Origin of the sequence: Amycolatopsis sp. NPDC051102 (genome assembly GCF_040682815.1) — a bacterium.
In the GTDB taxonomy this organism is placed as follows: Bacteria; Actinomycetota; Actinomycetes; order Mycobacteriales; family Pseudonocardiaceae; genus Amycolatopsis.
On the sequence record NZ_JBFBBT010000001.1, the window covers coordinates 1392321 to 1417551 of the forward strand.

The window sequence follows — 25231 nt, forward strand, 5'->3', positions numbered from 1 at the left end:
GTGACCACCCCCGAAATCGCGTCGCCGGACCGGTACGCGCCGGAGTTCGACGTCGACATCGAAGGCCTGCAGCTCGATCCGACGACGAAGAACGACATCATCGACGTCAAGGTGCACCGCGACCTCGACGAGATGTCCGGCTTCGACCTGACGCTCAACAACTGGGACGACGCGAACCTGAAGTTCAAGCACAGCGATTCCGCGCAGTTCCGGCTCGGCGGCCGGGTCGCGGTCCGGCTCGGCTACGCCGACCGGCTGCTGACCGTCGCGACCGGCACGATCAGCACGCTGGCCCCGAAGTTCTCCGACAGCGCCTCGCCGACGGTCGCCGTCAGCGGCGTCGACGGGATGATGCGGCTCAAGGACCGCAAACCGGCCGAGAACGAGGTCAAGATCTACCGGAACCTGCCCGACTGGCAGATCGCCGAGCAGATCGCCGCCCGCAACCACTTGCGCATCGTGGTGACGCAGGAGGGCCCGGCCCACGACATCGTGGTGCAGAAGAACCAGGACGACGCGAGCTTCCTGGTGGAACGCGCCAAGCGGCTCGACTTCGACTGCTACCTCCTCCCGGACCCGGCCACCGGTGAAGACACGCTGTACTTCGTCAAACCGACCGACGGCCGCGACGGCGGCGCGATCACCGTGTTCCGCCTGGCCTATGCACCCGGCCTGACCACCGCGCCGGCCGGCCTGCCCGACGGCCTGATCCCGAACCTGCTCGACTTCACACCGACCCTGACGGTGTCCAAACAGGTCGGCAAACTCACCGTCCGCGGCTGGGACCCCCGCACCAAACAGCCGATCGCGTTCACCGCCACCGCGGAGAACCTGCCGGCCGGGCAGAACGACGCCGACGGCCAGAGCGGCCCGGAAGTCGCCGACAGCACCCTCGGCGGCCGGCAGGACGTCCTGGTCGACGCGCCCGTCACCAGCGACGAGGAAGCCCGCGAACTGGCGATCAGCCTGCTGCGCGAACGAGCCTACGAGTTCATCACCGCGACCGGACGCGTCGCCGGGCTCCCCGAGCTGCAACCCGGCGACAACCTCGAGATCTACGGCCTCGGCCGGCGGTTCTCCGGCCCGTACTTCGTCAAACGCGTCGAACACACCCTGGACTCCAACGGCTTCTTCACCCAGTTCACCGCCCGGCGCATCCACCAAGGAGACACGCGATGACGACGCGGACGGCCCCCCGGGCCCGCACCACCGACCGCCGCTTCTACGGCGTCGTGGAGGCCATCGTCGAGGAGAACGAAGGCGACGACGAAGGCCGCGTGAAAGTGCGCTTCCCGTGGTTCGACGACACCACGATCACCGACTGGTGCCGCATCACCCAGCTCTACGCAGGCAACGGCTACGGCTCGGTGTTCACCCCCGAGAAAGGCGACGAAGTACTCGTCGCCTTCATCCACGGCGACATGCGATTCCCGATCGTCCTGGGTGGACTGTATAACGGCGTAGACAGGCCGTCGACATCGCGAACCAGTGGCCGCGATCAGAAGCTCATCCGCACTCGCCACGGGCACGAAATACTCCTCGACGACAAGACCGAAAAGGCCGCGGTACGGGTGAAGTCGGCCGCGGGACACGTAGTGGAGCTGGACGACGCGGGCAACGCCGTCCGGATCACCGCGGCCGACGGCGGGAGCGTGACGGTGTCCGCTTCCGGCTCGGTGACGCTGACGGCGCAGCAGGTGACCATCGACGCGCCGCGGATCGAGCTCGGCGGGGGCGCCGAGCCGCTGGTGCTGGGGAACGCGCTGCTGGCGGCGTTCAACGCGCACACGCACCCGACGGCCGCCGGGCCGACTGGTCCGCCGGCGCCGCTGACGCCGGCGGTCCTGTCGAAGAAGGCGAGCACGTCGTGAGCGAGGACTTCCTGGGCACGGGGTGGCCGTTCCCGCTGCTGCCGGACGAGGCGGGGCGCCTCGGGTACGCCGAGGGTGAGCGGAGCATCGACGCGTGCCTGCGTGCGCTGCTGCTGACCAATGTGGGTGAGCGTGTGATGCGGCCGGGGTTCGGTACGCGCGTGCAGGAGTCGGTGTTCGCGCCGGGCAGTGTGCAGAGCCTGCGGGATCTGGAGGATTCGGTGGCCGGTGCGATCCGGGATTTCGAGCCGCGGGTGGAGCTCGACGAGGTGCGTGCGGAGGCGGCGGAGTCGCGGGTGACGGTGTCGGTGACCTACCGTGTCCGGCACAGCAACACGAAGGCGAACCTGGTTTTTCCGTTCTACTTGGGTTTGGCCGGGGGGACGTCGTGACGTTGCCCGCGCCGAAGCTGGACGATTTGACCTGGGCGGATCTGATGGCGGCGATCCGGCGGCGGATCCCGGCCGAGTCGGATGGCCGGTGGACCCTGCATGCGCCGGCTGATCCCGGTGTCACGTTGCTGGAGTTGTTCGCGTACCTGCTGGAGCAGCGGTTGTTCTGGCTGGACCAGGTGCCCGATGCGCTGGTGGTGGCCGTTCTGCGGTTGCTGGGTCTGGAGCCGCCGCGTCCGGCGCGGCCGGCGGTGACGGTGTTGCGGGTGGGGCCGGCGGCTCGGCCGGGGCTGGTGGTGCCGAAGGGTACGGCGTTTTGGCGTGATCCGGCCGGGGCGGTGCGGTTCACGCTCGATGACGACGTCGCGGTGTTCCCGGCGGACGGGGTCGTGGGTGTGTGGACCGATCGTGACCGGACGGCGGATCTGGTCGCCGGTCGTGGTGTTCCGTTGTTCGCCGCGGATGGCAGGCCGGCGTCGGTGCGGTTCACGTTGCCGCTGACCGGCTCGCATCCGGCGTCCGGGTGGTTGTCGTTGTTGTTCGAAGTGGACAGTCCGGTGCCGCCGTCGTGGTCGTCGCGGGCGGTGGACGTCGGTGCGCCGGCGGTGCTGAGGTGGTCGGCGTTGGGGGAGGGCAGCGAGCCGCGGCCGTTCGCGGAGGTGGTGGACGGAACGGGTGGGTTCCGCCGGTCCGGTGTGGTGCGGCTGCGTCCGCCGGCGGGCTGGACGTCCGGTGAGCGGGGGGTGCTGGTGTCGACGGAGGCGGCGACGTTTGCCGCGCCGCCGCGTTTGGTGCAGGTCGCGGTGAACGTCTCGGCCGCGCGTCACTTGGAGCACCGGACGGGGGATGTCGCCGGTCAGACGGAGGCGTGGCTGAAGCTTCCCGGTCAGCGGCTGGTGTTGCCCGATGCTGCGGACCGCCTGCTCGACGCGGTCGTGCACCTGGCCGGTGAGGAGTGGACGGCGGTGCCGGACTTCACGTTCGGTGCGTCGGCCGACCGGACGTTCGTGTTGTCGCGGAGCGAGGGTGCGTGCGTGTTCGGCGACGGTCTCACCGGGCGTATCCCGCGGCCGTCGGACGCGGTCCGGGTGGAGTACGCGGTCGGGGGTGGCCGGGCCGGGAACGGCGGTGTCACCGCCAACTGGGTGAGCGAGTCCGGTCTGACGGCGGCCAATCCGGTGCAGGCGGCGGAGGGCGCGGACCCGGAGACCGTCGCCGAGGCGCGTGGGCGCGCGGCCAGTGCGCTCGGTGAGGTGACGCGTGCGGTGACCGCCGCGGATTTCGTGACGCTGGCTCGGACGACGGCGGGGGTCGCGGTCGCGCGGGCGTACGCGGCGCTGGGTGCTCATCCCGGGTATCCGTGTTCGCGGGTGCCGGGTGCGGTGACCGTCCACATCGTCCCGTCGGCCACGACTGATGTCGTTGCACCGCAACCGGATCCGGCGATGATCTGTGCGGTTGCCGCCCGGCTGGAGCGGGCGCGGCTGCTGGCCACGGAGGTGTTCGTCCGCGGTCCGGTCTACCGGGATGTCGGCCTGCGGGTGGATCTGTCCGGTGCGCCTGCCGACCGTGCGCGGGTGTCCACTGTGGTCACGGCGGCGCTGCGCGGGTACCTCGGCGACGACTGGCCGTTCGGCGGGGCGTTGCGGCCGTCGGCGCTGGTCCGGGCCGCTCAGGCGGCGCTCGGGGACCTCGCCGATGTTACCGGGGTGGCAATCGGCCTGGGCGGGGCGGATCCGGTGGAGGACTGCCGTGAGGTGCCGTTGCGGCCGGGGGAGTTGCCGGTGTTGCGGTCGTTGCGGACGCGGGTGGTGGCCGTGACCGAGCCGGGGGAGGGGTTGGTGTGAGCGCCGTCTGGTGGGAGCGTGACTCGACGGGTGAGGCGCGGCTGCGCGATGGCCGGCCGGAGCTCGTCGATGCGACGCGTGAAGCGGTGCGGTCCGGTGTCCGCGGCCGGATCGCCGGCTACACGCCGGACTGGACCAACCCGGATCGTCAGGACGCCGGGGTGGCGCTGGTCCGGTTGTTCGGCACGCAGGCCGAGCCGGTGCTGGACCGCGTCAACCGGTTACCGGAGAAGATCCTGGCCGAGGAGCTGGCGACGGCCGGGGTCCGGCGGCGGCCCGCGGGCGCGGCGGCCGCGTTGCTGGAGTTCACGGTCAATCCGCCCGGTGGAGCGTCGGTGCTGGTCCCGGCCGGGACGCAGGCCGGCGCGCCCGGCCGGATCGTTTACGAGACCGACGAGGACCTGTATGCGACTCCGGCGACGCTCGGGGCGATCGCGGTCGAGGAGGCCGGGACGCTGGCGCAGCTGCCGCTGGGGCCGTCCGGGCCGGGTCGGGCGTTCGCGCCGTTCGGCCGCGTGTCGGAGCCCGGTAACGGCTTGTGGCTCGGGCTGGCCGGTGCCGCGAGCCCGTACCCGGCGCTGTCGCTGGGGTTCGTGGTCGATCCCGGGCCGCCGTCGCCGGCGGTGTCCGGCTCGGTGCCGCGGCCGCCGGTGCTGCGCTGGGAGGTCTTGGACGGCGGCGGGTTGGTCCCGGCCGAGTTGGTCCGCGACGGGACGGGCGGCTTGCGCGTGAGCGGGACGGTCGAGCTGCGCGTGCCGCGCGCCTGGGTGCCGGGCAGCCCGCCCGGCTTCCGGCCCGGCCCGCAGTTGCGCTGGTTGCGGGTGCAGGCGGACGTGCCCGGTCCGGTGCTGGTGTCGGGGCTGCGGCTGAACACCGTCGCCGCGACGGCCGCGCGGACCATCCGGGACGAACCGCTGCAGCCGGTCCGTGACCCGGCGGGCGGGCGGCGGATGAAGCTCAGCCAGGTGCCGATCCTGGCGGGCTCGGTCGTCATCGAGGTGGACGACGATCCCGGCGGTGACGTCTTCGGTACGACCCGCGGGGTGAGCAAGCGCTGGCAGGAGGTCGAGAGCCTGGCCGGGTTCGGTGCGGACGACCGCGTGTTCGTCGTGGACCACGAGACCGGTGAGGTCGCCTTCGGCGACGGCAGCACCGGCGCGGCCGTGCCGCCGGGTTTCCGCAACGTCCGCGCGGTGAGCTACCGCGTCGGCGGCGGTCAGGCCGGTGCGGTGCGGGCCGGTGCGGTCACCAGCTTGCTGACCGCGCTGCCGTTCGTCACCGGCGTCACCAACCCGTTCCCGGCCACCGGCGGGACGGACGCCGAGCCGGACACCGACGTCGTCCGCCGGGGTGCGGGTGAGCTCCGGGCGCGCGGCCGGGCGGTCGCGCCCGCCGACTACGGCCTGCTGGCCCTGCGTGCACCGGGTGCGTCCGTGGCGCGGGCCCAGGGCGTCCCCGGCCTGCACCCGGGCTTCCCCGGCCGTCCGATTCCGGGAGTCGTGGGGGTGCTGGTCGTGCCACCCGACGGGAGCGCGCCGACCGAGGCGACGCTGCGGGCGGTGTCGGACTTCCTCGCGCGTGAGGTCACCCCGGCCGGGGTGACGGTGGTGGCCGCGCCGGCTTCGTTCGCGGAGGTGGTCGTCGAGGCGTGGGTGTCGCTGGATCCGGGTCAGGACCGGGCGGCGGTGCTGACGCGCGCGGGGGACGCCGTCACCGCGTACCTGGATCCGGTGGTCGGCGGTGAAACCGGCGCGGGCTGGCCGTTCGGCGGTGCGGTCCGGCAGACGCCGCTGGTCCGCCGGCTGCTCGCGGTCGAGGGCGTGCTGGCCGTCTCGCGGCTTTCGCTGACCGTCGACGGGCTGCGGCTGCCGCCGTGTGCCGACGCCCCGATCCCGGCGAACGCCCTGGTCCGGCCCGGGCGGCCGGTGTTGATCCCGGTCGAAGGAGGCCGGCCATGAGCTGCGGTCCCTCACCGGCGACCTTCCGCCTCCTCGACGCTTACACCGGCTGGGACGAGGTCGACGTCGACGGCGTTGCCGGGCTCACCGACCCGGCCGGGCTGCGCCTGGCCCACGCCGGTGCGTCGCCCGAGGGTCCGACGCGCGCGCAGCTGCTGCCGTGGTTCCCGGATCCCCGGCTGGCACCCGCGTGCCGGCCCGGTGGGTGGTACCTGGTCGACGAGGACCTGCTCCGCCGTGACGGCTGCGGTGGCACGTTCGAGCTCGAGGACCGGCTGCACGCCCCGGTCGCCGTGGCGGCGCGCGGGCACCGCGTCGCCGTGGTGGACTCCGGCCGGGTGCTGGTCTGGCGCCGCGAGGGCGAGCAGCTCGCCGGGGTGATCCGGCTGCCCGGCGCCCGCCTGGCCGCGCTGGTGCCCGGCGACGAAGTCCTCGTCACCCGCGAAGGCCGGCCAGACCTGTGGCGGTTCACCGCGGACGGCCACCCGCGCGGCGTCCTGCGCACCGGCGTCGAGGGCACGATCATCGGCCTGCGCTCCGGGCCCGGCGGCACGCTCTGGCTGCTGACCGACGACCTCACGATCCACCGCCGCGACCGGCACGGTCCATTCCGGACGTCCACCGTGGACGAACTGCGGCAGGTGCCGCCGAGCACCCTCGTCGAGGCCGGCGACGACGGGTTCTGCCTGCGGGAACAGGACTGCGACGACGTCGTCACCTCGTGCTACGACTGGCACGGCAAGCCGCAACCGGGTCGTCCGGTGACCGACGGCCCGTTCGCCACGGCCGGGACGCTGACCACGAGCCTGATCGACAGCGGGATCTCGCGGTGCCGCTGGCACCGGGTGCGCGTCGAGGCGGACCTGCCGGCCGGGACCGCGGTGGCCGTGCAGCTCGTCGTGTCCGAGGACGGCCACTACACCGCCACCGACTGGCAGACCGCGCCCGCCGGCACCACCGACTTCCTCGTCGACCAGCCACCCGGGCGCCACCTCACGCTCCGGCTCCGGCTCTCCGGCGACGGCACCGCGACCCCGGTCGTCCGCCGCGTCCGGCTCGACTTCCCGCGCGCCACCAGCGCGGACCTGCTGCCCCCGGCGTTCCGGCAGGACCCGGCGGCCGACGACTTCACCGAGCGGTTCCTCTCGCTGTTCGACGCCACCCTGGCCGAGCTGGACGAGGTCATCGAGCGGTACCCGGCGTTGCTGGACGCGGCCGGGGTGCCGGATCGCGTGCTGCCGTGGCTGGCCGGGCTGGTGGGGCTGTCGTTCGAGGCGGGCTGGAACGCGCCGACCCGGCGGGCGCTGCTCGCCGCCGCGCCCGAGCTGTACCGGCGGCGCGGCACGCCGTGGGCGCTCGGCAAGGCGGTCGAGATCGTGTCCGGGGTACCGCCGGTGATCGGCGAACTGCCCGCGGAACGGAACTGGGCACGGGTCGGCGCCAGCAGCCTCGGCTCGGTCCGGCTGGCCGGACGGTCGTCGGCGCGGTTCCGGCTCGGCACCTCGGCCCTCGGCGCGGCACCGCTGCGGGCGTTCGGCCACCCCGGCGACGATCCGCTGACCGCCCACGCCCACCGGTACCGCGTGCTGCTGCCCACGGGGACGGCCGACGACGACGCGATCCGGCGGCTCGTCGCCCGCCAGGCACCCGCGCACACGGCCGGTTCGGTGCGGAGCGGGCGGCGCGGGTTCGTAGTCGGCACGCGGTCCACGGTCGGGGTGGACAGCGCGTTCGTGCCGGCGCCGCGAGCCGTGCTGGGCCGGTTCCGGCTGAACCGGGGCGGGGTGCTCAGACCGGGCCCGCGCGGGCCTCGCGAAGGCGTGGGCGCCGGGGTGGTTTCCGCCGTCGGCGTGCACACACAGATGTCCTGAGAAGGCAGGGGAGATGACGGAGACACAGGAAACCACGGGGTTCGACGCCCCGCCGCTGCGCCGGTTGCGGTACTTCCACGGCCAGATGCTCAGCGCGCGGGACTTCCAGCGGGAGCAGGATTACTTCCGCGACAAGCTGAAGCTGCGGCTGCGCTGCCTGCTCGGCTACGGCGTCGTGTGCGGCCTGCACGTGGAACCCGCGCACGACGACGAGCACGCGGCCGGCGAGCCCGAGGCGGAGCACCACCACCGCGCGAAGGTCCGGATCACCCCGGGCCTGGCCGTGGACTGCGAGGGCAACGAGGTCGTCGTGCGCGGCGGCTGCGCGGTCGACCTCTGGAAGGCGCTGCCGCCGGAGGAACGCGACACGGCCACGGTCTGGGTCGGCGTCCGGTACGCGGAGCGGCCGGTCGAGCCGAGCCGCGCGGTGTTCGACGACGGCTGCGCCGACACCCCGGACTGCGAGTTCACCCGCACCGAGGAGTGTTTCGCCGTGCGCGTGACCGGGTGCGAGCCGCCGGCGGACGACCGCTGCGACACCTGCTGCGAGCCGTGCGCGCACCGGACGCTGTGGCTGGCGGAGATCACCGGCGTCGACTTCGGCGAGCCGGTGGCCCCGGAGCGGATCCGCCAGGACGTCCGGCGCCCGTTCGGGCGGCACGTGCCCACGGTCATCACCGGCGTCAACTGGATCCACGGGCACACCTACGGCGTCGACGAGGCCAAGAAGCTGCTCGGCACCCAGGACGAGGCGGCCGGGCTGGTCGTCCGGTTCTCCGACGACGTCCGCGTCGACTCGCTGCAGCCCGGGGTCGTGCAGGTCCAGGTGATCGAAGGCGGCGCCGGCCGCAACGCCGACACCTGGTACATGGGCGGGAAGTTCACCGCGCCGGACGGCTCGGCCGGCGAGTTCACCCGGGAGTTCCGCTACCGGCAGACCACGCGGGAGACGCTGCAGGACGGCGACCAGGTGGTGATCACCGTCCGCGCCGCGTTCCTGCTCGACCGCTGCTGCCGCCCGGTCGACGGCACGAACGTCGGCGGCCGCGTGCCGCTGATCGGAGCCGAGGACACCCCCGGCGGCGGCTGCGCGCGGCCCCCGTCCGGGATCGGGCCGTGGACCTCCGGCACCGGCGCGGGCGGCGACGTCTTCGAGAGCTGGTTCTTCGTGAAGGAAGGCTGATCATGCGCACAGACTGCGGCTGCGGCTGCGGGGGGACCTCGGCCCGGCCGTCCGCCTTCGTGCGGCCCCGCTTCTTCGCGGGCCAGTTGCTCACCGAGGACGACCTCGGGCTGCTGGTGACGTACCTGACGGGCAAGAACCGGCTGCACAACCGGACGCTGTCCGGGCCCGGCGTGGTGTGCGGCCTCGAGGTGAGCTGCGACCCGTGCGGCGGCGGCACGGTCGTCGTGCGGCCCGGGCACGCGCTGGACTGTGCGGGCAACGACATCGTGCTGACCTGCCCGGAGCAGGTCGACGTCGACGCGCTCGTGCGCGAGCTGCGGGTCAGCGGGCTCGGCGTCGACTGCGGCACCGGCTGCGACGACGACCGCTCCTACGGGCTGTTCGTGCGGTACGAGGAGCTCCCGGTCGAACCGGTGGCGCCGTTGGCGGCCGAGGAGCCGTGCCCGTCGCCCGCCTGCGTGCCGTCGCGGGTCCGGGAGGGGTTCCGGTTCGTCGTCAAGGGCGGCGACGCCGACGACCACCGGCACAACCCGCGCACGCGGCTGCTGGCGACTCTCGGCGACCCGGACCGGTTCGAGGCAGTGCGTGTCCTGGCCGAGCGGCTCGGGCGATACCTCGACCCGCTGTCGATCGCGGTGACCGCGTCCGGGCGGACGTTCCGGTTCGACGCCACCGACGCCGGGCGCTTCGGCGACGGGGTGGCCTGGCTGACCGAGAACGGTTCCGGCGAAGGGGCACCGGAACCGCCGCTGGCCCGCACGATGACCGAACAGGTCCGCGCGGTGGCGAGCGCGATCGCCCGGTTCGACACCTACGACGCCGCCGAGCAGGCCCAGCTGGTCAAGGATTTCGCCGTCCTGGACGGCGTTCCCGCGGCCCGCGACGCGCTGGCGGCCGCGTGCGGGCGGCTGGCCGCGGCGGACGCTTCGGTGGTGTGGCCGGACGCGGTGCACCGCGCGATCGCCGTCGCGGTGGTCACCGAAACCCGGGCCCGGGTCGTGCAGCCGGACCCGGAAGCGCCCGCGCAGAACCGCCTGCTGGCGCAGGGCACCCCGGTCGACGACGCGCTGCAAGCCGCGTTCCGCGCCGACCTCGACCGGATCCGCGACTGGCTGCTCGGCCGGCTCGACCAGTCCACCGGCGGCGACTGCGGCCTGCGCGCCGACGTCGCCGGCACCGCCCTGCCGGTGCTGCTCCCGCCGCCGGCACCCGGCAGCACCGACCGGGTTCCGCTGGTCGACCTGCAGCAGATCCAGGAGGCCGCGGCCCGCCTGACCGTGGCGTTCCGGCGGTTCGTGACCGACGCGGGCTGCGCGACGCTGAACCCGCCGTGCCCGGACTGCGCCGGCACCGACGTCCTGCTCGCCCACGTCGAGCTGGCCGGCTGCGACGTCGTGCGGGTCTGCTCGGCGACGCGGGAGCAGGTCCTGCCCGGCGGCTCGGCGTACGGCGAGTGGCTGCCGAAGCTGTACCGGCTGCGGGAGCTGGCCGAACGCCTGTGCTGCCAAGCGGTTCCGGGGTACCGGACGCCGGAGCTGCCGCCGGACGGCCCGGTGCCCCGCCGGTACGTCGAAGAGCTGCTCGAGGCGTGGCCCCGCACCGGCGACCTGGACCAGCTGCTGGAACTGGTGTTCACGCCCGCACCCGGCGAGACGCCGCCGAAGGTGCTGCACGAACAGGTCCGCACCACGCCGAGCGAGGTGACCGACAGCCTGCAGGAGCTGGCCGTGCTGCGGACCCGGGTGACCGACCTGGCCGCCACGGTCGAAGGGCTGCGGGCCCAGCTGGGTTCGGCGCAGGAGCAGGTGTCCGCCGTCGCCGAGCGGGTGCCGGAGCCCCCAGCGGAACCGGCTGAACCGGACAGCGAACCGGAGAAGCCGAAGCGGCCGCGGACCACCCGGGCCCGGAAGCCGGCGGCCGGGGAGACGCCGTGACCGGCCCGCTGCGCCCCGCGTTCGGGGAGGGCCAGGTCCTGGCTGCGGCGGACCTGTCGGCGACCGTCGAGCACGCCCGCACCACCGCCGCCCGCCACGCGCGCTACCTGCACGAATGGGGAATCGCCGAGGGGCTGGCGCTGGTCACCGCCCCGCGCACGGACCCGGTGTCGGGCGCGCGGTTCATCGAGGTCACCGTGTCCGCCGGGCTGGCGGTCGACGGGACCGGGCGCGAAGTGGTCGTCCCGCAGCCGGTCGTGCTGCGCGAAGCCGACTTCGAGGCGGTCAACGGCGCCGCGCCCACCACCGACCCGTACCCGGTGTTCCTCGCCGCCGTCGACCGCGACCCCGGCGACCCCGCACGCCCGGATTCCTGCGGCGGCTCGGCCGTGCGCACGCGCGTCGAGGAGTCGTACCAGATCCTGTTCGGCCGGCTGGGCGACGAGCGGCTCGTCGCCGGGCAGCAGCCGCCCGCGGCCGGCGCGGCGTCGGCCGATCCGCCGGTGCGCTGGCTGGTCCTGCTCGGGTACGTCCGGTGGACCGACGGGCACTTCACCGGCGTCACCACGTCCGCGCGCCGGGTGGGACTGCGGTACGCGGGCGTGCGCGCCGGCGTCGTGGCCGCACGGTCGGGCACCCTGACCCTGCGGACGTCGGCGGACGAGGGCAAACCGGCGGTGGTGCTGTCCGGGGAGGACCCGCCCAGCCTGGTCTTCGGCCTGTACCAGGGCAACGGCGGGGTCGACCCGCTGCTGACCGTCGCCGCCAACGGGAACCTGTCGATCAAAGGCAGCTTCGCCGGGCGGATGCCGGTGGGCAGCGTGCTGGTGACGTCCGGGACCGCCACCGACGGGATGCTGCTGCCGCTGCCCGCCGGCGTCACCGCCCAGGAGGTCGCCGACGGCCGCGCGGTGCTGCACGTCCAGCTCACCCCGCGGATCCCGCCGGTGACCGGGATGCAGCTGCACAGCGCGGCCGAGGCCGGGGTGGACGCCGACCGGCGGGTGCGCTGCCGGATCCGGACCTACGACCTGCAGACCGCGCCGCCGGAGATCGCCGAACGCCCCGGGGCGGTCGACTTCCTGGTGCTGGCCGCGGTCGCGGCGACGAACGGAGGCGACTGATGAGCCTGTCCGTGGTGTACGCGGCGGACACCGGGCACGTCCTGGGCGCGCTGGCGCTGACCGGCGGCGGCGCACCCGCCGACGTCACCGCGCTGGCCGGCACCGGCCTGCCCCTGCGCGTCACCGCCAAGCTCGGCGGAACGGCGCTGAACCTGCCGGTGGCCGGGCGGCGGCTCGGCGCGGCGTCGGTCGACGACGAGCCGGGGGCGTTCACCGACCCGCTGTCCTTCGGCGTCGAGCTGACCACAGCCGGGCAGCCGAAACCGGCACTGGCGCAGCTCGCGCCCTGGCCCGTCACCGACCCGGTGACGCTGACGACGTCCAGCCTCTCGGTCACCCTGCCGGCGCCGGTCACCCGGGACACGCCGGTGCTCGTGCTGGTCTCGGGCGACGCCGAGCCGTCGGTGACCAGCGGCCAGCTGCAGGCCGGGCAGCAGCAAGTGGGCGTCCAGGTGCGGCTGCGCAACGGCGACGAACACGGCGTGCTCGTCCTCATCGCCGGGCTCACCGGGCTGCTGGCGGCGAAGGTGGTGGCGGACGCGTGAGCGCACCCACCGCGCCGGAGGTGACCGTGCGGCAGTGCCGCGTCACCCTCGTGCGGCAGGGCGGGTGGAGCTGGGGCCCCGATCCCGAGGGCCTGGTCCGCCACCTCCTCGCCCGGCTGCCGGACCTGCTCGCCGCGGAGTACTCCGCGCAGCTGGCCGCGGCCGGCCCGGACGTCGAGATCACCGCGCCGGTGACCCTCGTGGTGCGGGCCGGGACGATGTCGGCGGTGCGCGCTTCGCCGGTCACTGCGGGCTCGCCGGTTTCCGTCGCGGCCGACCGGGATCCGGTGCCGGCCGAGGAGCCGGTCGCGGGGGACAGCCGTGCGGAACCGCAGTCGATCGCCGGGTTCTTCGCCGAACTGGCCGAGCGCGGCGAACTGGAACCGCTGCTCGCGTTGCTGCCGGAAGCGTCCCGGCGGCACTACGTGCGGGCCGCGCTCGACGACGTCCGCACCGATCCCGGCGTGCTGCCGGCCGCGGTCGTCGACCGGCTGCGCGCCGAACTGCCGGACCCGGCCGAGCCCGCCGGGACCGCCGCCGAGTCCACTGTGGACGTCCCGGCGATCCGGCCGGACACCGAGGTGGAGGTCGCGTCGGCGCTGCCGTTCCTGCTGGCCGGCCCGCTGGCGCGGGTCGGCTACCTCGACGCACTCGAAGCGGTCCTGGCCGAGGACGCGCCGCTGTTCGCCGCGGCCCTGGCGTACAAGGTGCTCGGCCCGGTGGGGCGCGGCTGGCGGCGCTCCGAACCGGACCGGCGGACCGCCGCCGCGTTCGCCGGGCTGTCCGCCGTGCCCGACGACGGGCTGGCCGCGTTCGCCCGGCGCGCCCAGCCCGCACTGGGCGTGCTCGACGGCGTCCTCGCGCTTTCCCTGTGCCGCGGGCACGACCCCGGCGTGCCGCTGCTGCTCGCCGGCGCCGCCGGCGGGCTGGTGCTGGTGGACGCGCAGGGCCTGTTCCCGATCGCCTGGCCCGGCGCACCGGAGGAGCTGCTGCCGCACTGGGAGGCGTGCGGGCGGCCGCCGGTGCTGGTCTGCGACAGCCCGCTGCCCCGCCGCTGCCTCGCGGACCTGGCGTCGGCCGGAGTCCCGCTGATCACCGACGTCCGGCCGCTGCGCGGCGACCCGCTGTCCCGGCTGCCCTGGCGCACGCCCCTCTGGACGGCCGGCAGGATCGGCCTCCCGCTCGCGGCGGACTTCCCGGCCCACGCCGCGAGGCTGACGTCGTTCGTCCGCGCCCTGGTCCTGGAACGCCGGGCCGTCCCGCTCGCCGCCGCGCCCGATCTCGAACGCAGCGTCACGCTCGCGGCGTCGCTGGGCCTGGGCATGATCGCCTGGCAGCTGTGGCACGACCGGGAATCCCCGGAGCCGGGGCTGGCGCTGAGCCGCTTCGGTGACCTGGACGCTTCGGTACGGTTCGACGCGCATGCGGTGCGCGTGCGCGTCCCGCTGGGCCGCCGGCACGCGGACCTGCTGCGCGCCGGGCTGCTCGGCGACGTGCCCCGGGTGCCCTGGCTCGGCGGCCGAACCCTGACGTTCGCGGGCGGGTGAGGATGGACGCGGCGATCGAGCACCTGCGGATCCGCCTGGCCGGCGTGCACCGGGACCTGCGCGCGGCCGTCGACCGGCAGGCCGCGCTGGCCGCCCGGCTGACCCGGCCCGACCTCACCCCCTACTGCGTGACCGACGAACAGGTCGGCGTGCTGCTAGACCAGGTCGGATCCATCGCCGATTCGATGGCCGCGCCCGGGGACGGCGTGCCGCCGGAACCCGGCGCCGAGCGGGACCTGCGGCGCGCGGCGGCCGCGGCCGGGCGCACGCTGCCCCTCGACGCGCTGGCGACCCGGTTCGGGCTCTCCCGCACCGACCAGGACGCGCTCCTGCTGGTCGCGGCCCCCGAACTCGACCCCGGCTACGGCCGCATCTACGCCTACATCGTCGACAACCTGAACCGGCGCCTGCCCAGCGTGGAGCTGCTGGTCGCCGTCGGCGCCGGTCCGCGGCTCGCGCGCCGGCGCGCCCTCGGCCCGGCAGGTCCGTTGCGGCGCTTCGGCCTGCTGCGCGCGTCCGGGGAAGCGCCGCTGGAACTGGACCAGGAACTGGTGCTCGGGCCGGGCGTGTTCGAATTCCTGCTGGGCTGGGGCGGCGACGTCGGCCTGCTCGGCCACGACCCCGGCGAGGTCGCCGCGCCGCGGGTCGTCCTGCCCGTGCTGTCGTCGGACGCCCTGGCGCGGCTGGGGCGGGCCCTGGGCGCGGGCGACGTCGACCTGGCCGGGCTGTGGTTCCCGCCGCCCGCCGGCCCGCCCGACGGGCAGCTCGACGCGGTCCGGGCCCTGGCGCAGGCGGCCGGGAAACCGCTGCGGCGCCTGACTTCCCGCATCGAGGACGACCTGCGCGTCGCGGCCGCGGTGGACGCCGTGCTGTGGATCCCGGTCGACGACCTCCCCGACGAGGCGCTGGTGGCCGTGCTGGTGCGGTCCCGGGTCCCGGTGTGCCTGACCGGGCTGAAGCCATGGCGCCCGGCGAACCTGCTGGCGGCACGCTCCTACGGCGAGCTCACCATCCCGCCGCCGGACTTCCGGGACCGGCGGGCGATGTGGTCGGCGGCGCTGCCCGGGCTGACCGGACCCCTGCTGGAGGACCTCGCCGGGCGGTACCGGATGAGCGGCGGCGAACTGCGCGCGGTCGCCTCCGTCGCCGGCGCCGGAGCACGCCTCGCCGGCAACGGCCAACCGGTCGCCGACCACGTCGAACCCGCGATCGCCACCGTCACCCGCGGGCGTTCCGGCGGCGCCGTCCAGGCGATCCTGCCCCGGCGCGGACTCGACGACCTGGTCCTGCCCGGCCCGCACCTCAACCAGATCCTGGAGATCGCCTCGGCGTTCCGCGCCTGGCCGCGGATCGCCGAGACCTGGGGATTCGCCCGCCGCTCGGCCCACGGCGGCGTCAAGGCGCTGTTCACCGGCGAACCCGGAACCGGCAAGACGATGTCGGCCGAGATCGTCACCGCGATGCTCGGGCTCGAACTGCTGAAGGTCGACCTCGCCCAAGTCGTCTCGAAGTGGGTGGGGGAGACCGAGAAGAACATGGAGACCGCCTTCCGGCGCGCCGAGGAGAGCCACGCGGTGCTGCTGTTCGACGAAGCCGACGCCCTGTTCGGCAAACGCGGCGAAGTCCGCCACGGCACCGACCGGTACGCGAACCTCGAAGTCGGCTACCTGCTCCAGCGGCTCGAAGCCAGCGACGGCCTGATCATCCTGACCAGCAACCTGAAGGAGAACATCGACCCGGCGTTCACCCGCCGCTTCCACTTCGTGGTGCACTTCCCGCGCCCCGGCACCGCCGAACGCCGCCGGCTGTGGCGCCTGGCCTTCCCGCCCGAAGCGCCCCTGGCCCCCGACGTCGACTTCGACGTCCTCGCCCGCCTGGACATGACCGGCGCGAGCATCGCGGCGGCGGCCCGCACCGCCGCCTTGGCCGCCGCCGACGCCACAGCCGCGTCGATCGGCATGCGCCATGCCGTCCGCGGGGTGGCCCGCCAGTTCCACCGCGAAGCCCGCCTGCTGCGCCCGGCCGAACTCGGCCCGTTCGCGCACCTGCTGGATCCGGAGGCGCCATGACCGAACTGCTCCCACCGCAGCACCCGCCCGCGCCGCCGGTCACCGCCCAGGAACTGCGGGTGGCGGCCGCCGCCGAACGCGGTCACACGCCGCTGGTCCTGGTCCCCGCCGTGGTCGGCAACGCCCAGACGGCCAAGACCATGGCGTCGAAGACCGGGCACGTCGATTCCGCCATCGCGGCCGGCCAGGACCGCGCCGGCAACGCCGCCGTGGCCGGCGCCGCGATGCGCATGATCCCGATGGCGCTCCCGAAGGCCGAGACCCACCCCGGCCGGTGACCTACCCGATGGCCGCCACCCGGCGGACCGAGCCGTTCGCCACGACCGCGATCCGCCGGTCACCCGGCAGGTCCAGGAACGGACAGCCGTCGGCACCTTCGCGCAGCGACGCCGATTCGTCGCCCGGCTCGATCCACCGCAGCTTCCCCGACTCCAGCCAGCCGGCCAGGTCGAAGTCACAGTCGGTGACACCGGTCTCGGCGGTGGCCCAGCCGCGGCGCTTGCCGGGCACGTAGACCGGGTAGTCGTTGGTGCCCCACAGGTTGACCAGCGGAACCCCGGGCCTCGGCCCGAAGTAGCTGATCGTCCAGCCCGTGTGCCGGCCGACCGGAACCTCCCCGAGCACCGCGCGGACACCGGGCGCAGCCAGGATCCGCGGCACCACGAACGGCACCCCCGGCCCCGGCACGGCCCTGAAGGGCGTGTCCTCCACCGGATCGGCGAGGCGCATCGCGCCCGTCATCGCCAGCCAGGCCGGCGGCACCGAAGAAGGCAGCCGGCGGATCGTGGCGTCGTAGGCCCAGAAGTTCCCGTCCAGCCCGTAGGTGTCGATCGGCCACGACAGCGCTTCACCCGTTTCCGGGCACCGGGCGACGGTCACCGCCGGCAGCATCCCGCGGTACCAGTGGCTGATCTCGTCGATGCGGTCCCACAGCGGGAACGCTTCTTCCTCCCGGCCGGCTCGGCGGAGCTCGAACGCCCGCGCCCGCAGCCGGTTGGCTTCCGCGGTCAGCCGGGTCCGCTCGAGGGCGGGATCTTCGGTCATCGCGGATCAGCTTCCCTCGCCGCTCAACGGGGTTTCGGCGTAGACGAACCGTACCGGCTGGCCCGGAGCGAACCGGACCAGGCCCTCGCCGCCGCGCCGGTGCTGCTGGACGAGTTTCTTCTTCATTTCCTTGTCTTCCTCGGTTTCCGGCTCCCAACGCACCACGGCGCCGTGCATCACGCCGATCTTCCGGTCGATCAGCGCCTGGATGAATGCGTCGTACTCGTCCTCCGACATGTAACTGCCGTCGGCGTTGCGGAGGTCGTACAGGTCGTGGTCGCCGGCAATCGGGTGCCGGGTGCCGTGCTCGTCGTAGCCGAACACGACGTAGCCGGCCACGTCGAACCGGCCGGGCCCGCGCCGGCGGCCCTTCCGGAGCTCCCGCATCTTGGCTCCGTACTTCCGCCGTTCGTCCACCCGGTGGTCGCGCCGCTTTTCGGCCGCCTCGAGCCGCTCGCCGACCAGGTTCGGGCGGGGCAGCGGAGGCTCGTCCACGAAAAAACCGACCAGCCCCCGGTTCGCCGGTTTGATCGACTTCGGCGGCTGCCCGAGCAGGATGTCCTCCTCGTTGATCGTCTTGGCCTTGATGTCCACCGGCTTGTACAGGGCCCCCTTCGTCTCCAGGTGCCGCACGGAAGCCGGGTTGGTCGGCCGCACGTCGATGACCAGCTCTTTCAGGTCCGCGTAACGCTGGAACGAAGTTTGGTTCGCCGTCAGGATGCCGTAGTCGGCCCGGATTTCCTCCCGGGTCAGCGGCGTGTTCTCGCGCGGGCTTTCCTTCGACGGGTTGACGACCGCGACGAAGTGGACCACGTTCTCGGTGCCCTTGACCCCGTCGACGACGATGTCCAGCCGGGCCAGCCGATGCCGTCGGCGGATCCCGGGCAGCTTCCGCTTGATCTGCCGCACCGTCAGGCCGGCGCGCACCAGCTGCCGGGCGTCCCGCAGCCCCGCGGCCAGGAGCCGGTCGAAATCCTCGCTCCGCGGTTTCGCGGCCTTCTTCGGTTTCGCGCGCCGCCGCTTGCCCCACAGGCGTTTGACCAGACCGACGATCTTGTCGATCACCCAGTCGATCGCCTTCCCGACCGGTTTCGCCAGCGCCTGCACGATCTTCTTGACCTTGTCCGCGATGCCGCCGACGCCGAGGATCGAGGCCAGCAGCCCGAGCAGCACGGGGATCGACTTCGCCAGCGCCCGTTCGACCAGCCCGGCCACCCCGCCGACAGCGCCGCGCGCGATGGCGATGACGGCGTCGAGCACCGCGTTGACGAACTCGAAGATCTGCCGGGCGCGGGTGACGACGAACTTGACGATGTCGATGATCAGCTTGACCGCGCGGATGAATGCCGACGCCGGGTTGAACAGCGAGATGATCCAGGTGATGCCCGCGACGACGATGGTCGGCGTGACGTACTCGATCACCTTGTCGAGCAGCGTCTTGCGCAGGTCGCCGACCCGCTCCCGCAGGTCGTCCCACATGCCTGCCACCCCGCGGCGGCGCACCTCGGCCACCAGCGGCACGGCCGACTCCGCCGCCGCGACCGCCTGTTCGGGGACGCGCCGGACGATCCGGACGCGGATCGCCTGCCAGGTCAGGCCGAGCAGACCGGCCAGCAGCGTCAGGACGCCCCGCGTGTCGAACTTGTCCGGCAGCTGCAACCCGGCCTCGGTGGCCTTGCCCAGCAGCCAGCTCATGATGCCCTGCTGCAGGTGCGTGCCGATGTTGCGCAGGAACTGCCGCAGCCCGGCGCCGACGCCGGTGACGAGGTTGCGCAGGAACCCGATCGGGTCGCCGAGGATCAGCAACACCGCCTGCGCGGCCTTGGCCAGCACGGACAGCAGCAGGTCCTTGAGCTCCATGATGGTCTTGATGACGCCCTTGACCGCGTCGACGGCCTTGTCGACCAGCCCCTTGTTCTTCTCCTTCTCCTCGGCGATTTCGTCGTCGACGGCCTTGAGCGCGTCGGTGTACTTGGTGGCCAGGGTGTCGACGAGCTCGGTGCCCTTCTCGTCGACGGACTCGCTGAGCTCGTCGAACTTGCCGGCAAAGTCGGCGGCGGCCTGCCTGCCGATGTTCTGCAGGTCGGCGGGGAGCTTCCGGACCGCGGCCTGCAGTTCGGCGCGGCCCTGGGCGATGCGCTGCTTGGCGCGGCCCAGTTCGGTGCCGATGGTGTCGGCGACGTCGGAGATGACCTGCCGCATCCGCTGCAGGTAGTGGTCGCGGGCGGTGTCGAAGATCCGGTTCGCCTCGTCCGGGAGCCCGGCGAACTGGTCCTTGACCCAGCGCAGCTTGCCGATCGGGCCGGAGTACCGTCGGTCCTTGTACTCGTCCATCTTCTGCCGGTGTTCCGCGGTGAACGCATCGCGGGCGTCCTTCTCCTCGCGGGTGAACTGGTCGTCGACCTTCTTGTCGAGCCCGTCCAGGATGTGCTGGACGTCGTTCTGCATCGTGTCGAAGACGCCCTGCAGGAGCGCGGTGACCTCGGCGCGTTTGTCCTCGTCCCGGCCTTTCGTGCCCGCCTTGCCCGCGGTGACCTGCTGCCCGGCGCGGACGCGGCGGGCACCCATGGCCGCCATCGCGGCGGTGCCGAGCCGGTGGGCCTGCGCGGTCGACGCCTGCAGGGTCCGGCCCTCGCTCGCCCGCATCCGCCCGGGCGCGGCTTCCGAGTCGCGCCCGGCGGTCTTCTTGTCGTCGAGAGCGCTGGTGAACGCCGGTTCGTTGGACTTCTTCAGCTGCGGCTCGGTGACGTGCGCGTCGGCCATCTGCCGGTCGACCTTCGCGGGCCCGGCGGACAGATCGGTCGCCGACGGCGGCAGTTTGTCCGGAACGGCGTCGGCGGCGTTCGGCGCGGCGGGCGTCCCCGGCGGCCGGTCCGCCGCCATCGGAACGACCTTCTTCACCACCGCGGCGGACGTGTCGGGCGGCGCCGCCGTGGTCGCCGCGATTTCGGCGGACGAGTCGGCTTTCCCGCCGTCGACGCGGCCCTGGAGGTCCGCCTTGATCTCCGCCGGCTTGCCGGACTCGGCGAACTTGTCGGCTTCGTCGAGGTTCTTGGGTGCCTGTCGGCGATGGCCTTCTCGACGGCCCGGATGAAGGCGGCCTTGTCGAACTCCTTCGGCTTGGCGTCGTTCATCTTCTCGGCGTTGGCGGTCTTGCCCTGCGCCTCTTCGTCATCCTTGGGCGCCCGAGCGGCGTCCTGCGCCGCCCCGGCCTCGGTTTTCGGCGGCGGATGCGACGCGGCGAGCGTGCGTTTCTTGTGCTGGACGTCCTTCTTGAGCGCGGCGAACTTCGGATCCGAGCCGGGCCCCCTGGCCGGTTTGTCCTTGGCCGTCTTCTCCGCGGCCACGGCGCTGTTGCCCACGAGGTCCTGCCCGGCGGCCGGCGGGAGGGCGACCCGTTTGGCCAGCAAGGCGGACACGGCGGCGTTCGACACCGGCGCGGGCCCCCGGGCCGCCGGTGCTTTCCTGGCGGGAACCGGAGCCTCGGGCGCCGTCGTGACCGCGGGCTGCGGCGCGAGAACCTTGAGAGGCGGCGCCATCGCCGCAGCATGCCAGCCCGGGGATGACCGCAGCGTCACGACGGCGTCATCAGGACGTGGCCCGGCGGACTAGACTTCCCGCCGGACAGCGGGAGGGTGGATGAAGGCCGATCGAGGGGGCGAGACGCACAACGTCGTCCGGGATTCGGTCGTGTTCGGCTCGATCGTGCAGGCCCGGGACGTCGGCGGCGTGTCGGAGACACCGGACGGGTGGGCGGCCCGCGTCTTCGGCTCCAGCCTGTGGGAACACGTCGGTCAGGAGGCGGACTTCTACCGCGGCCGGGTGTGCGCCGCGGCCGCGCACCTGGAGAACGTGGTCACGGCGCTGCTGCCGCGGCTGGCGGACGACCCGTGGCTGGAGCCCGGCTTCCCGACGCGGTTCCTCGAGCGCATCGAGTGGCTCTGGAACGAACCGGCACCGGAACTGTGCGCGTCCGAGGCGGCGTTGCTCACGCTGCTCCCGTTCCTCCGGCAGGCGAACCTCGTCCGGCTGGCCGTCGAGCACGCGGACCTGAACCCGGCCCAACTGGGCCGCGACGCCGGCGACACGGCGGGGGCCCGATCGTTCGAGGCGTTCCTCGACGGGCACGACGTCCTGGTCCACCGCGCCGGCCTGCGGCCCGCGGCCGTGCCACCGACCGGCTGGTGGCTGTTCCACCGCTGGCTGGCGCGGCACGGGTCGTTCGTGGACGCCGGCCGGGTCGGCCAGCTGCTTCGCGACATCGGGGCCCCGGTGGCGGAGCTGGGGGAGACGTTCGCGGTAGGCCGGGTGTGCGCGCTGCTGGAGGGCCAGCGGCTGGGCTTGGACGTCTGCCACCCGGAGTTCCTCGGCGCGTTGCCGTCGGACGACCACGTCCGGGCGCCGGGCCGCCAGCGCGTGCGTGGCCAGCGCCTGGCGCTGACGCTCGCGCTGGCCGCCACCCTGGCGATCGAAGCGACGGCCCTGCCCGACGTCGTGGGCGAGCACCTGGGCATCCCGGTCCCGGTCGACCCGGCCACGGTGGTGTCCTGCCTGGACGAGGCGGTGTGGGGCGGCTCGCACGACCTCCCGGTGCTGCGGGCCCGCTGCCCCCACGAAGCGGTGGTGGAGGGCCTGCGCGAGCACACGGCGAACGCGGACGAGCTCCTGCACGGAGTACGCAGGCTGGTGCACGAACGCATCACCCAGCCGATGCCGGAGCTGCCGACCCGCCTGTCGGCGAACGGCGTCGAGCCCGAGTCGGGCACGTTCGACGGCTGGGCCCGGTTCCGCCTCGACCAGCACCGGATGCGTGACCTGCTGATGGGGGTGCAGCTGTACAAGGACCCGGACCTGGCGGTCCGCGAGCTGTACCAGAACGCGCTCGACGCCTGCCGCTACCGAGCAGCGCGGACGGAGTACCTCGACCGCACCCAGCCGGCGGCGTATTCGTATACGGGCGCGATCTCGTTCGTGCAGGGTGTCGAGGACGGACGGGCGTACCTGGAGTGCCGGGACAACGGGATCGGGATGGGGGAGAGCGAGTTAAGGGGAGTCTTTTCCAACGCGGGCGGACGGTTTCCCGGGCAGGCGGAGTTCCGGCACGAGCGGGCGGCTTGGGAGGAGCTTGATCCGCCGATCCCGTTCTATCCGAACAGCCGGTTCGGGATCGGGGTGTTCAGTTACTTCATGCTGGCCGACGAGATCCGGGTGACGACGTGCCGGATGGGGCTCGACGGGGTTCCTGGCCCGCTGCTCGAGGTCGGGATCCATGGGCCGGCGCATCTGTTTCGGATCGTGCGGGTCGCGAAGCGGGGAGAGGAGCCGGGGACGACCGTTCGGCTCTACCTCCGGGGTGAAAAGTCATGGTCCTGTGTGAAGGTCTTGCGGAGGCTGCTCGCGGTTGCGGAGTTCGAGACCGTCGCGAAGTGCGGCAAACAGGCGGTCACCTGGCGCCCCGGGAAGCTCCGGCTCCGTTCGGCCGTTGCGGGCGAGCGTTTCGGTTTGGAAGCGTCCGGCAAGGTCGTCGAGTGGCAGGGTGCGCCGGAGGGTTGCCAGGTCTTCTGGTGCGGGCGCGGAGGAGCGCTGCTCGTCGACGGCCTGATCGTGCACCCATCACAGCGGCGGGGAGTGTGTGCCGGTCCGGGCGTGACGCTGCACGGGGTCGTGGTCAACCTCTCCGGCTCACGCGCACCCGCGCGGCTTTCGGTGGACCGGACCGAAGTGATCGACGACGTGTCCGAGCTCCTCGAGAGGCTCTTGGCAGCGGCGGCCGCTGAGCTGGCGGGGTCGGAAGGCGCCTTGCCGAACTACACGTGGATTTGCGAAGTTGCGGCTTGGAGCCCGATCATCGCCGACATCCTCACGCAGGCGTGTATCGGTGCGGACCGGAACCTTCGTCTCGGTGGCCGATGGATCGAGGTCGCGCGCGTGGGCTGCTTGCCCACGGACCTCCATCTCCTGTGGATGGCGGGAATCGGCGTCAAGAACGCAGTTCAGTCCGAGGAGGTCAAGGTCATCGGCCGGATACCCGACCACATCCTGCTGTGGAGGCTGCTGGCGCATCGGCCGAATCCCACCCTCGACGAGCTGACCGAATTCTGTCCCGAACTGGCGACCTTCGACGATCTCCGGCCGGCCATGCCATCGGATCAGGTTGTGTTGGCGAAATTGGCCGATAGTTCGTCGAGATACATTTGGCGAGGTGAGCGCGATCCGATCGACTCGGTGGTCGACGATGTGGCTGCCGTGTTGGGTTGGACGTCTCGCGAAGCGAATGCGCGAGCTGTCGAGTTCTATGCAGAGCCCGAGTCGCGGCGTGATGCTCTCTTCGAGATGGGTGAGCTCACCCCAGCTTGGCACCGTTGCGAATCTTTGGAGGATATGCAGGCTCCATCTGGTCCGATCTCGTATCGGAGCATATTTGTCCGGGCGCAGCAACTGTCCCTGCATGTCAACGAGGTTTTAGGGCGCCTGCGTGAGCTCGGATTGGACGTGCGCCTTCATGTGCCTGACAAGCTGACCACCCCGGAAGAAAAGCTGTTCCGAACTCCGAGGTTCTGGTCGTTCAGGACCGATGAGCCCATGCCCTTTGCCTATGTTCTCGTGGCGGCCAACCGCCTTCGCATGCCCCTGTCCGAGATGGAAACACTTGTTCGCTCGTATGGACTGGATATCTCGTGTTCCGGGTTGCCGCAGGGTCTGACGTTCGACGATGCACTGGGTCTGCTGGGAGGCTGGCATGACCTCGATAGCGTACATCTGGAACGGGAAATGCCTTCGAAGCTGCACGTGTTGATCGAAATGGCTCGCGAAAGGGACATTTCGGTAACGCAGCTGGTCGAATGGAGACGAGCCCTGGGCATCCAGAACCCCGACCTCGTCGACATCCTCCGCACCGCCCTGGCTCGGGTCCCACGCTCACCCCGGTGAGACTTCCTCGGCCGTCCACGACGCCAGAATCCGCAACCCCTCGTGCGAAGCCGACCCCGGCTCCGCAGTCAGCACCATCAACCGCTGCCCGCTACCATCCGGGCTTTCCCACATGTCACAGTCCAACGCCAGCTCACCGACCACCGGGTGCCGATACCGCTTCACCCCGTAACTCGCACTGGTCACGTGATGAGCCGCCCACCAACCGCGGAACTCCGGATAGTGCACCGCCAGCTCGCCGACCAGGTCCGCCAGCTCCGGCGCGTCCGGGTCCTGCGCCGCCTCCAGGTGCAGCGCCGCCACCGCCGTCCGGGCCGCTTCCTCCCAGGAAACGTGCAACTCGCGCATCGAGGAATCGGCGAAGAGCAGGTACACGTAATTCCGCCGGTTCGCCGGGTACCGGGCGAAGTCCGTGAACAACGCCGCCGCGGCGTCGTTCCACGCCACCACGTCCAGCCGCCGGCCCAGCACCATCGCAGGCGTCTCGCCCAGCTGGTCCAACAGCCGCTTCATCGCCGGACGCAGCTTCTCGCCCGGCCGGCGTCGCGGGCGGCGGAACGGCTTGGCCGCCAGCTCGTACACGTACGACTGCTGGTCGTCACTGAGCCGCAGCGCCCGGGCGAGGGTGGCCAGGACCGACGCCGACGCCTGCACGCGCCCCTGCTCCAGCCGCGTCAGGTAGTCCACACTGATCGCCGCCAGCTGGGCGACCTCCTCGCGACGCAGCCCCGCGACGCGGCGCCGGGTGTCCGGCAGGCCGACGTCGTGCGGGCTCAGCTGGGCGCGGCGTGCCTTGAGGAAGTCGCCGAGTTCCTTCGGCCGGCCGGTGGGCTCCATACCGCCGATTGTCCCTCGTGGACGAGGGCCGTGGGTGGGCAGGATCCTTCCCCCGAACGCCGCTTCCCGGGCGAAG

At 72.9% G+C, this 25231-nt stretch carries 18 protein-coding genes; 14 read left to right on the forward strand and 4 right to left on the reverse strand.

Going from position 1 to position 25231, the window contains the following annotated elements; genetic code table 11:
• From AB0M93_RS05925 to AB0M93_RS05985, 13 genes are read left to right on the forward strand one after another with little or no spacing between them, the layout of a single operon-like run.
• Nucleotides 1–1179, forward strand: coding sequence for a type IV secretion protein Rhs (locus AB0M93_RS05925; protein WP_364268822.1), 1179 nt, complete (start codon nucleotides 1–3; stop codon nucleotides 1177–1179).
• Complete coding sequence (locus tag AB0M93_RS05930; RefSeq protein WP_364268824.1) at nucleotides 1176–1871, forward strand: phage baseplate assembly protein V; 696 nt, start codon at nucleotides 1176–1178, stop codon at nucleotides 1869–1871. The genes AB0M93_RS05925 and AB0M93_RS05930 overlap by 4 nt, the downstream gene beginning before the upstream one ends.
• Entirely contained in the window at nucleotides 1868–2263 is a 396-nt protein-coding gene (locus AB0M93_RS05935; protein WP_364268826.1) for a GPW/gp25 family protein, read from the forward strand. Before AB0M93_RS05930 ends, AB0M93_RS05935 begins: the two co-directional genes overlap by 4 nt.
• A complete protein-coding gene (locus tag AB0M93_RS05940) occupies nucleotides 2260–4110 on the forward strand; it encodes a putative baseplate assembly protein (protein WP_364268828.1) in 1851 nt (616 codons plus the stop codon). The genes AB0M93_RS05935 and AB0M93_RS05940 overlap by 4 nt, the downstream gene beginning before the upstream one ends.
• Nucleotides 4107–6068, forward strand: a complete 1962-nt coding sequence (locus AB0M93_RS05945; RefSeq protein WP_364268830.1) for a putative baseplate assembly protein — start codon at nucleotides 4107–4109, stop codon at nucleotides 6066–6068. The genes AB0M93_RS05940 and AB0M93_RS05945 overlap by 4 nt, the downstream gene beginning before the upstream one ends.
• Nucleotides 6065–7939, forward strand: a complete 1875-nt coding sequence (locus AB0M93_RS05950) for a phage tail protein (RefSeq protein WP_364268832.1) — start codon at nucleotides 6065–6067, stop codon at nucleotides 7937–7939. The genes AB0M93_RS05945 and AB0M93_RS05950 overlap by 4 nt, the downstream gene beginning before the upstream one ends.
• A gap of 13 nt (nucleotides 7940–7952) precedes the next feature.
• Nucleotides 7953–9122: a hypothetical protein gene (locus AB0M93_RS05955; RefSeq protein WP_364268834.1), complete on the forward strand. Its 1170-nt coding sequence runs from the start codon at nucleotides 7953–7955 to the stop codon at nucleotides 9120–9122.
• Nucleotides 9123–9124: 2 nt separating this feature from the next.
• On the forward strand, nucleotides 9125–11059 hold the full coding sequence (locus AB0M93_RS05960; RefSeq protein ID WP_364268836.1) for a hypothetical protein: 1935 nt from the start codon (nucleotides 9125–9127) through the stop codon (nucleotides 11057–11059).
• The gene (locus tag AB0M93_RS05965; RefSeq protein ID WP_364268838.1) at nucleotides 11056–12183 is read left to right on the forward strand and encodes a hypothetical protein; all 1128 of its coding nucleotides are present in this window, start codon (nucleotides 11056–11058) and stop codon (nucleotides 12181–12183) included. Before AB0M93_RS05960 ends, AB0M93_RS05965 begins: the two co-directional genes overlap by 4 nt.
• Complete coding sequence (locus tag AB0M93_RS05970) at nucleotides 12183–12728, forward strand: hypothetical protein (protein ID WP_364268839.1); 546 nt, start codon at nucleotides 12183–12185, stop codon at nucleotides 12726–12728. The genes AB0M93_RS05965 and AB0M93_RS05970 overlap by 1 nt, the downstream gene beginning before the upstream one ends.
• The gene (locus tag AB0M93_RS05975) at nucleotides 12725–14275 is read left to right on the forward strand and encodes a hypothetical protein (RefSeq protein WP_364268841.1); all 1551 of its coding nucleotides are present in this window, start codon (nucleotides 12725–12727) and stop codon (nucleotides 14273–14275) included. Before AB0M93_RS05970 ends, AB0M93_RS05975 begins: the two co-directional genes overlap by 4 nt.
• Nucleotides 14276–14277: 2 nt before the next feature.
• Nucleotides 14278–16344: an ATP-binding protein gene (locus AB0M93_RS05980; protein WP_364268843.1), complete on the forward strand. Its 2067-nt coding sequence runs from the start codon at nucleotides 14278–14280 to the stop codon at nucleotides 16342–16344.
• Nucleotides 16341–16622, forward strand: a complete 282-nt coding sequence (locus tag AB0M93_RS05985) for a hypothetical protein (protein ID WP_364268845.1) — start codon at nucleotides 16341–16343, stop codon at nucleotides 16620–16622. The genes AB0M93_RS05980 and AB0M93_RS05985 overlap by 4 nt, the downstream gene beginning before the upstream one ends.
• 1 nt (nucleotide 16623) lies before the next feature.
• Here AB0M93_RS05985 and AB0M93_RS05990 read toward each other — a convergent pair whose 3' ends face one another.
• Genes AB0M93_RS05990 through AB0M93_RS06000 form a run of 3 tightly spaced genes read right to left on the reverse strand, consistent with a single transcriptional unit; the run spans nucleotide 16624 to nucleotide 20927 of the window.
• Nucleotides 16624–17388 carry a hypothetical protein gene (locus AB0M93_RS05990; protein WP_364268847.1) on the reverse strand — a complete coding sequence of 255 codons (765 nt, stop codon included), beginning with the start codon at nucleotides 17386–17388 and terminating at the stop codon, nucleotides 16624–16626.
• Between the two features lie 6 nt (nucleotides 17389–17394).
• Entirely contained in the window at nucleotides 17395–20271 is a 2877-nt protein-coding gene (locus AB0M93_RS05995; RefSeq protein WP_364268849.1) for a hypothetical protein, read from the reverse strand.
• Nucleotides 20272–20285: 14 nt separating this feature from the next.
• On the reverse strand, nucleotides 20286–20927 hold the full coding sequence (locus AB0M93_RS06000; protein ID WP_364268851.1) for a hypothetical protein: 642 nt from the start codon (nucleotides 20925–20927) through the stop codon (nucleotides 20286–20288).
• A gap of 100 nt (nucleotides 20928–21027) precedes the next feature.
• On the opposite strand from AB0M93_RS06000, the gene AB0M93_RS06005 reads away from it, so the two are divergent.
• Nucleotides 21028–24318 (forward strand): hypothetical protein, encoded by a 3291-nt coding sequence (locus AB0M93_RS06005; RefSeq protein ID WP_364268853.1) that lies wholly within the window; start codon nucleotides 21028–21030, stop codon nucleotides 24316–24318.
• Here AB0M93_RS06005 and AB0M93_RS06010 read toward each other — a convergent pair.
• Complete coding sequence (locus AB0M93_RS06010) at nucleotides 24307–25155, reverse strand: helix-turn-helix domain-containing protein (RefSeq protein ID WP_364268855.1); 849 nt, start codon at nucleotides 25153–25155, stop codon at nucleotides 24307–24309. The genes AB0M93_RS06005 and AB0M93_RS06010 overlap by 12 nt on opposite strands.
• Nucleotides 25156–25231 lie beyond the last annotated feature (76 nt).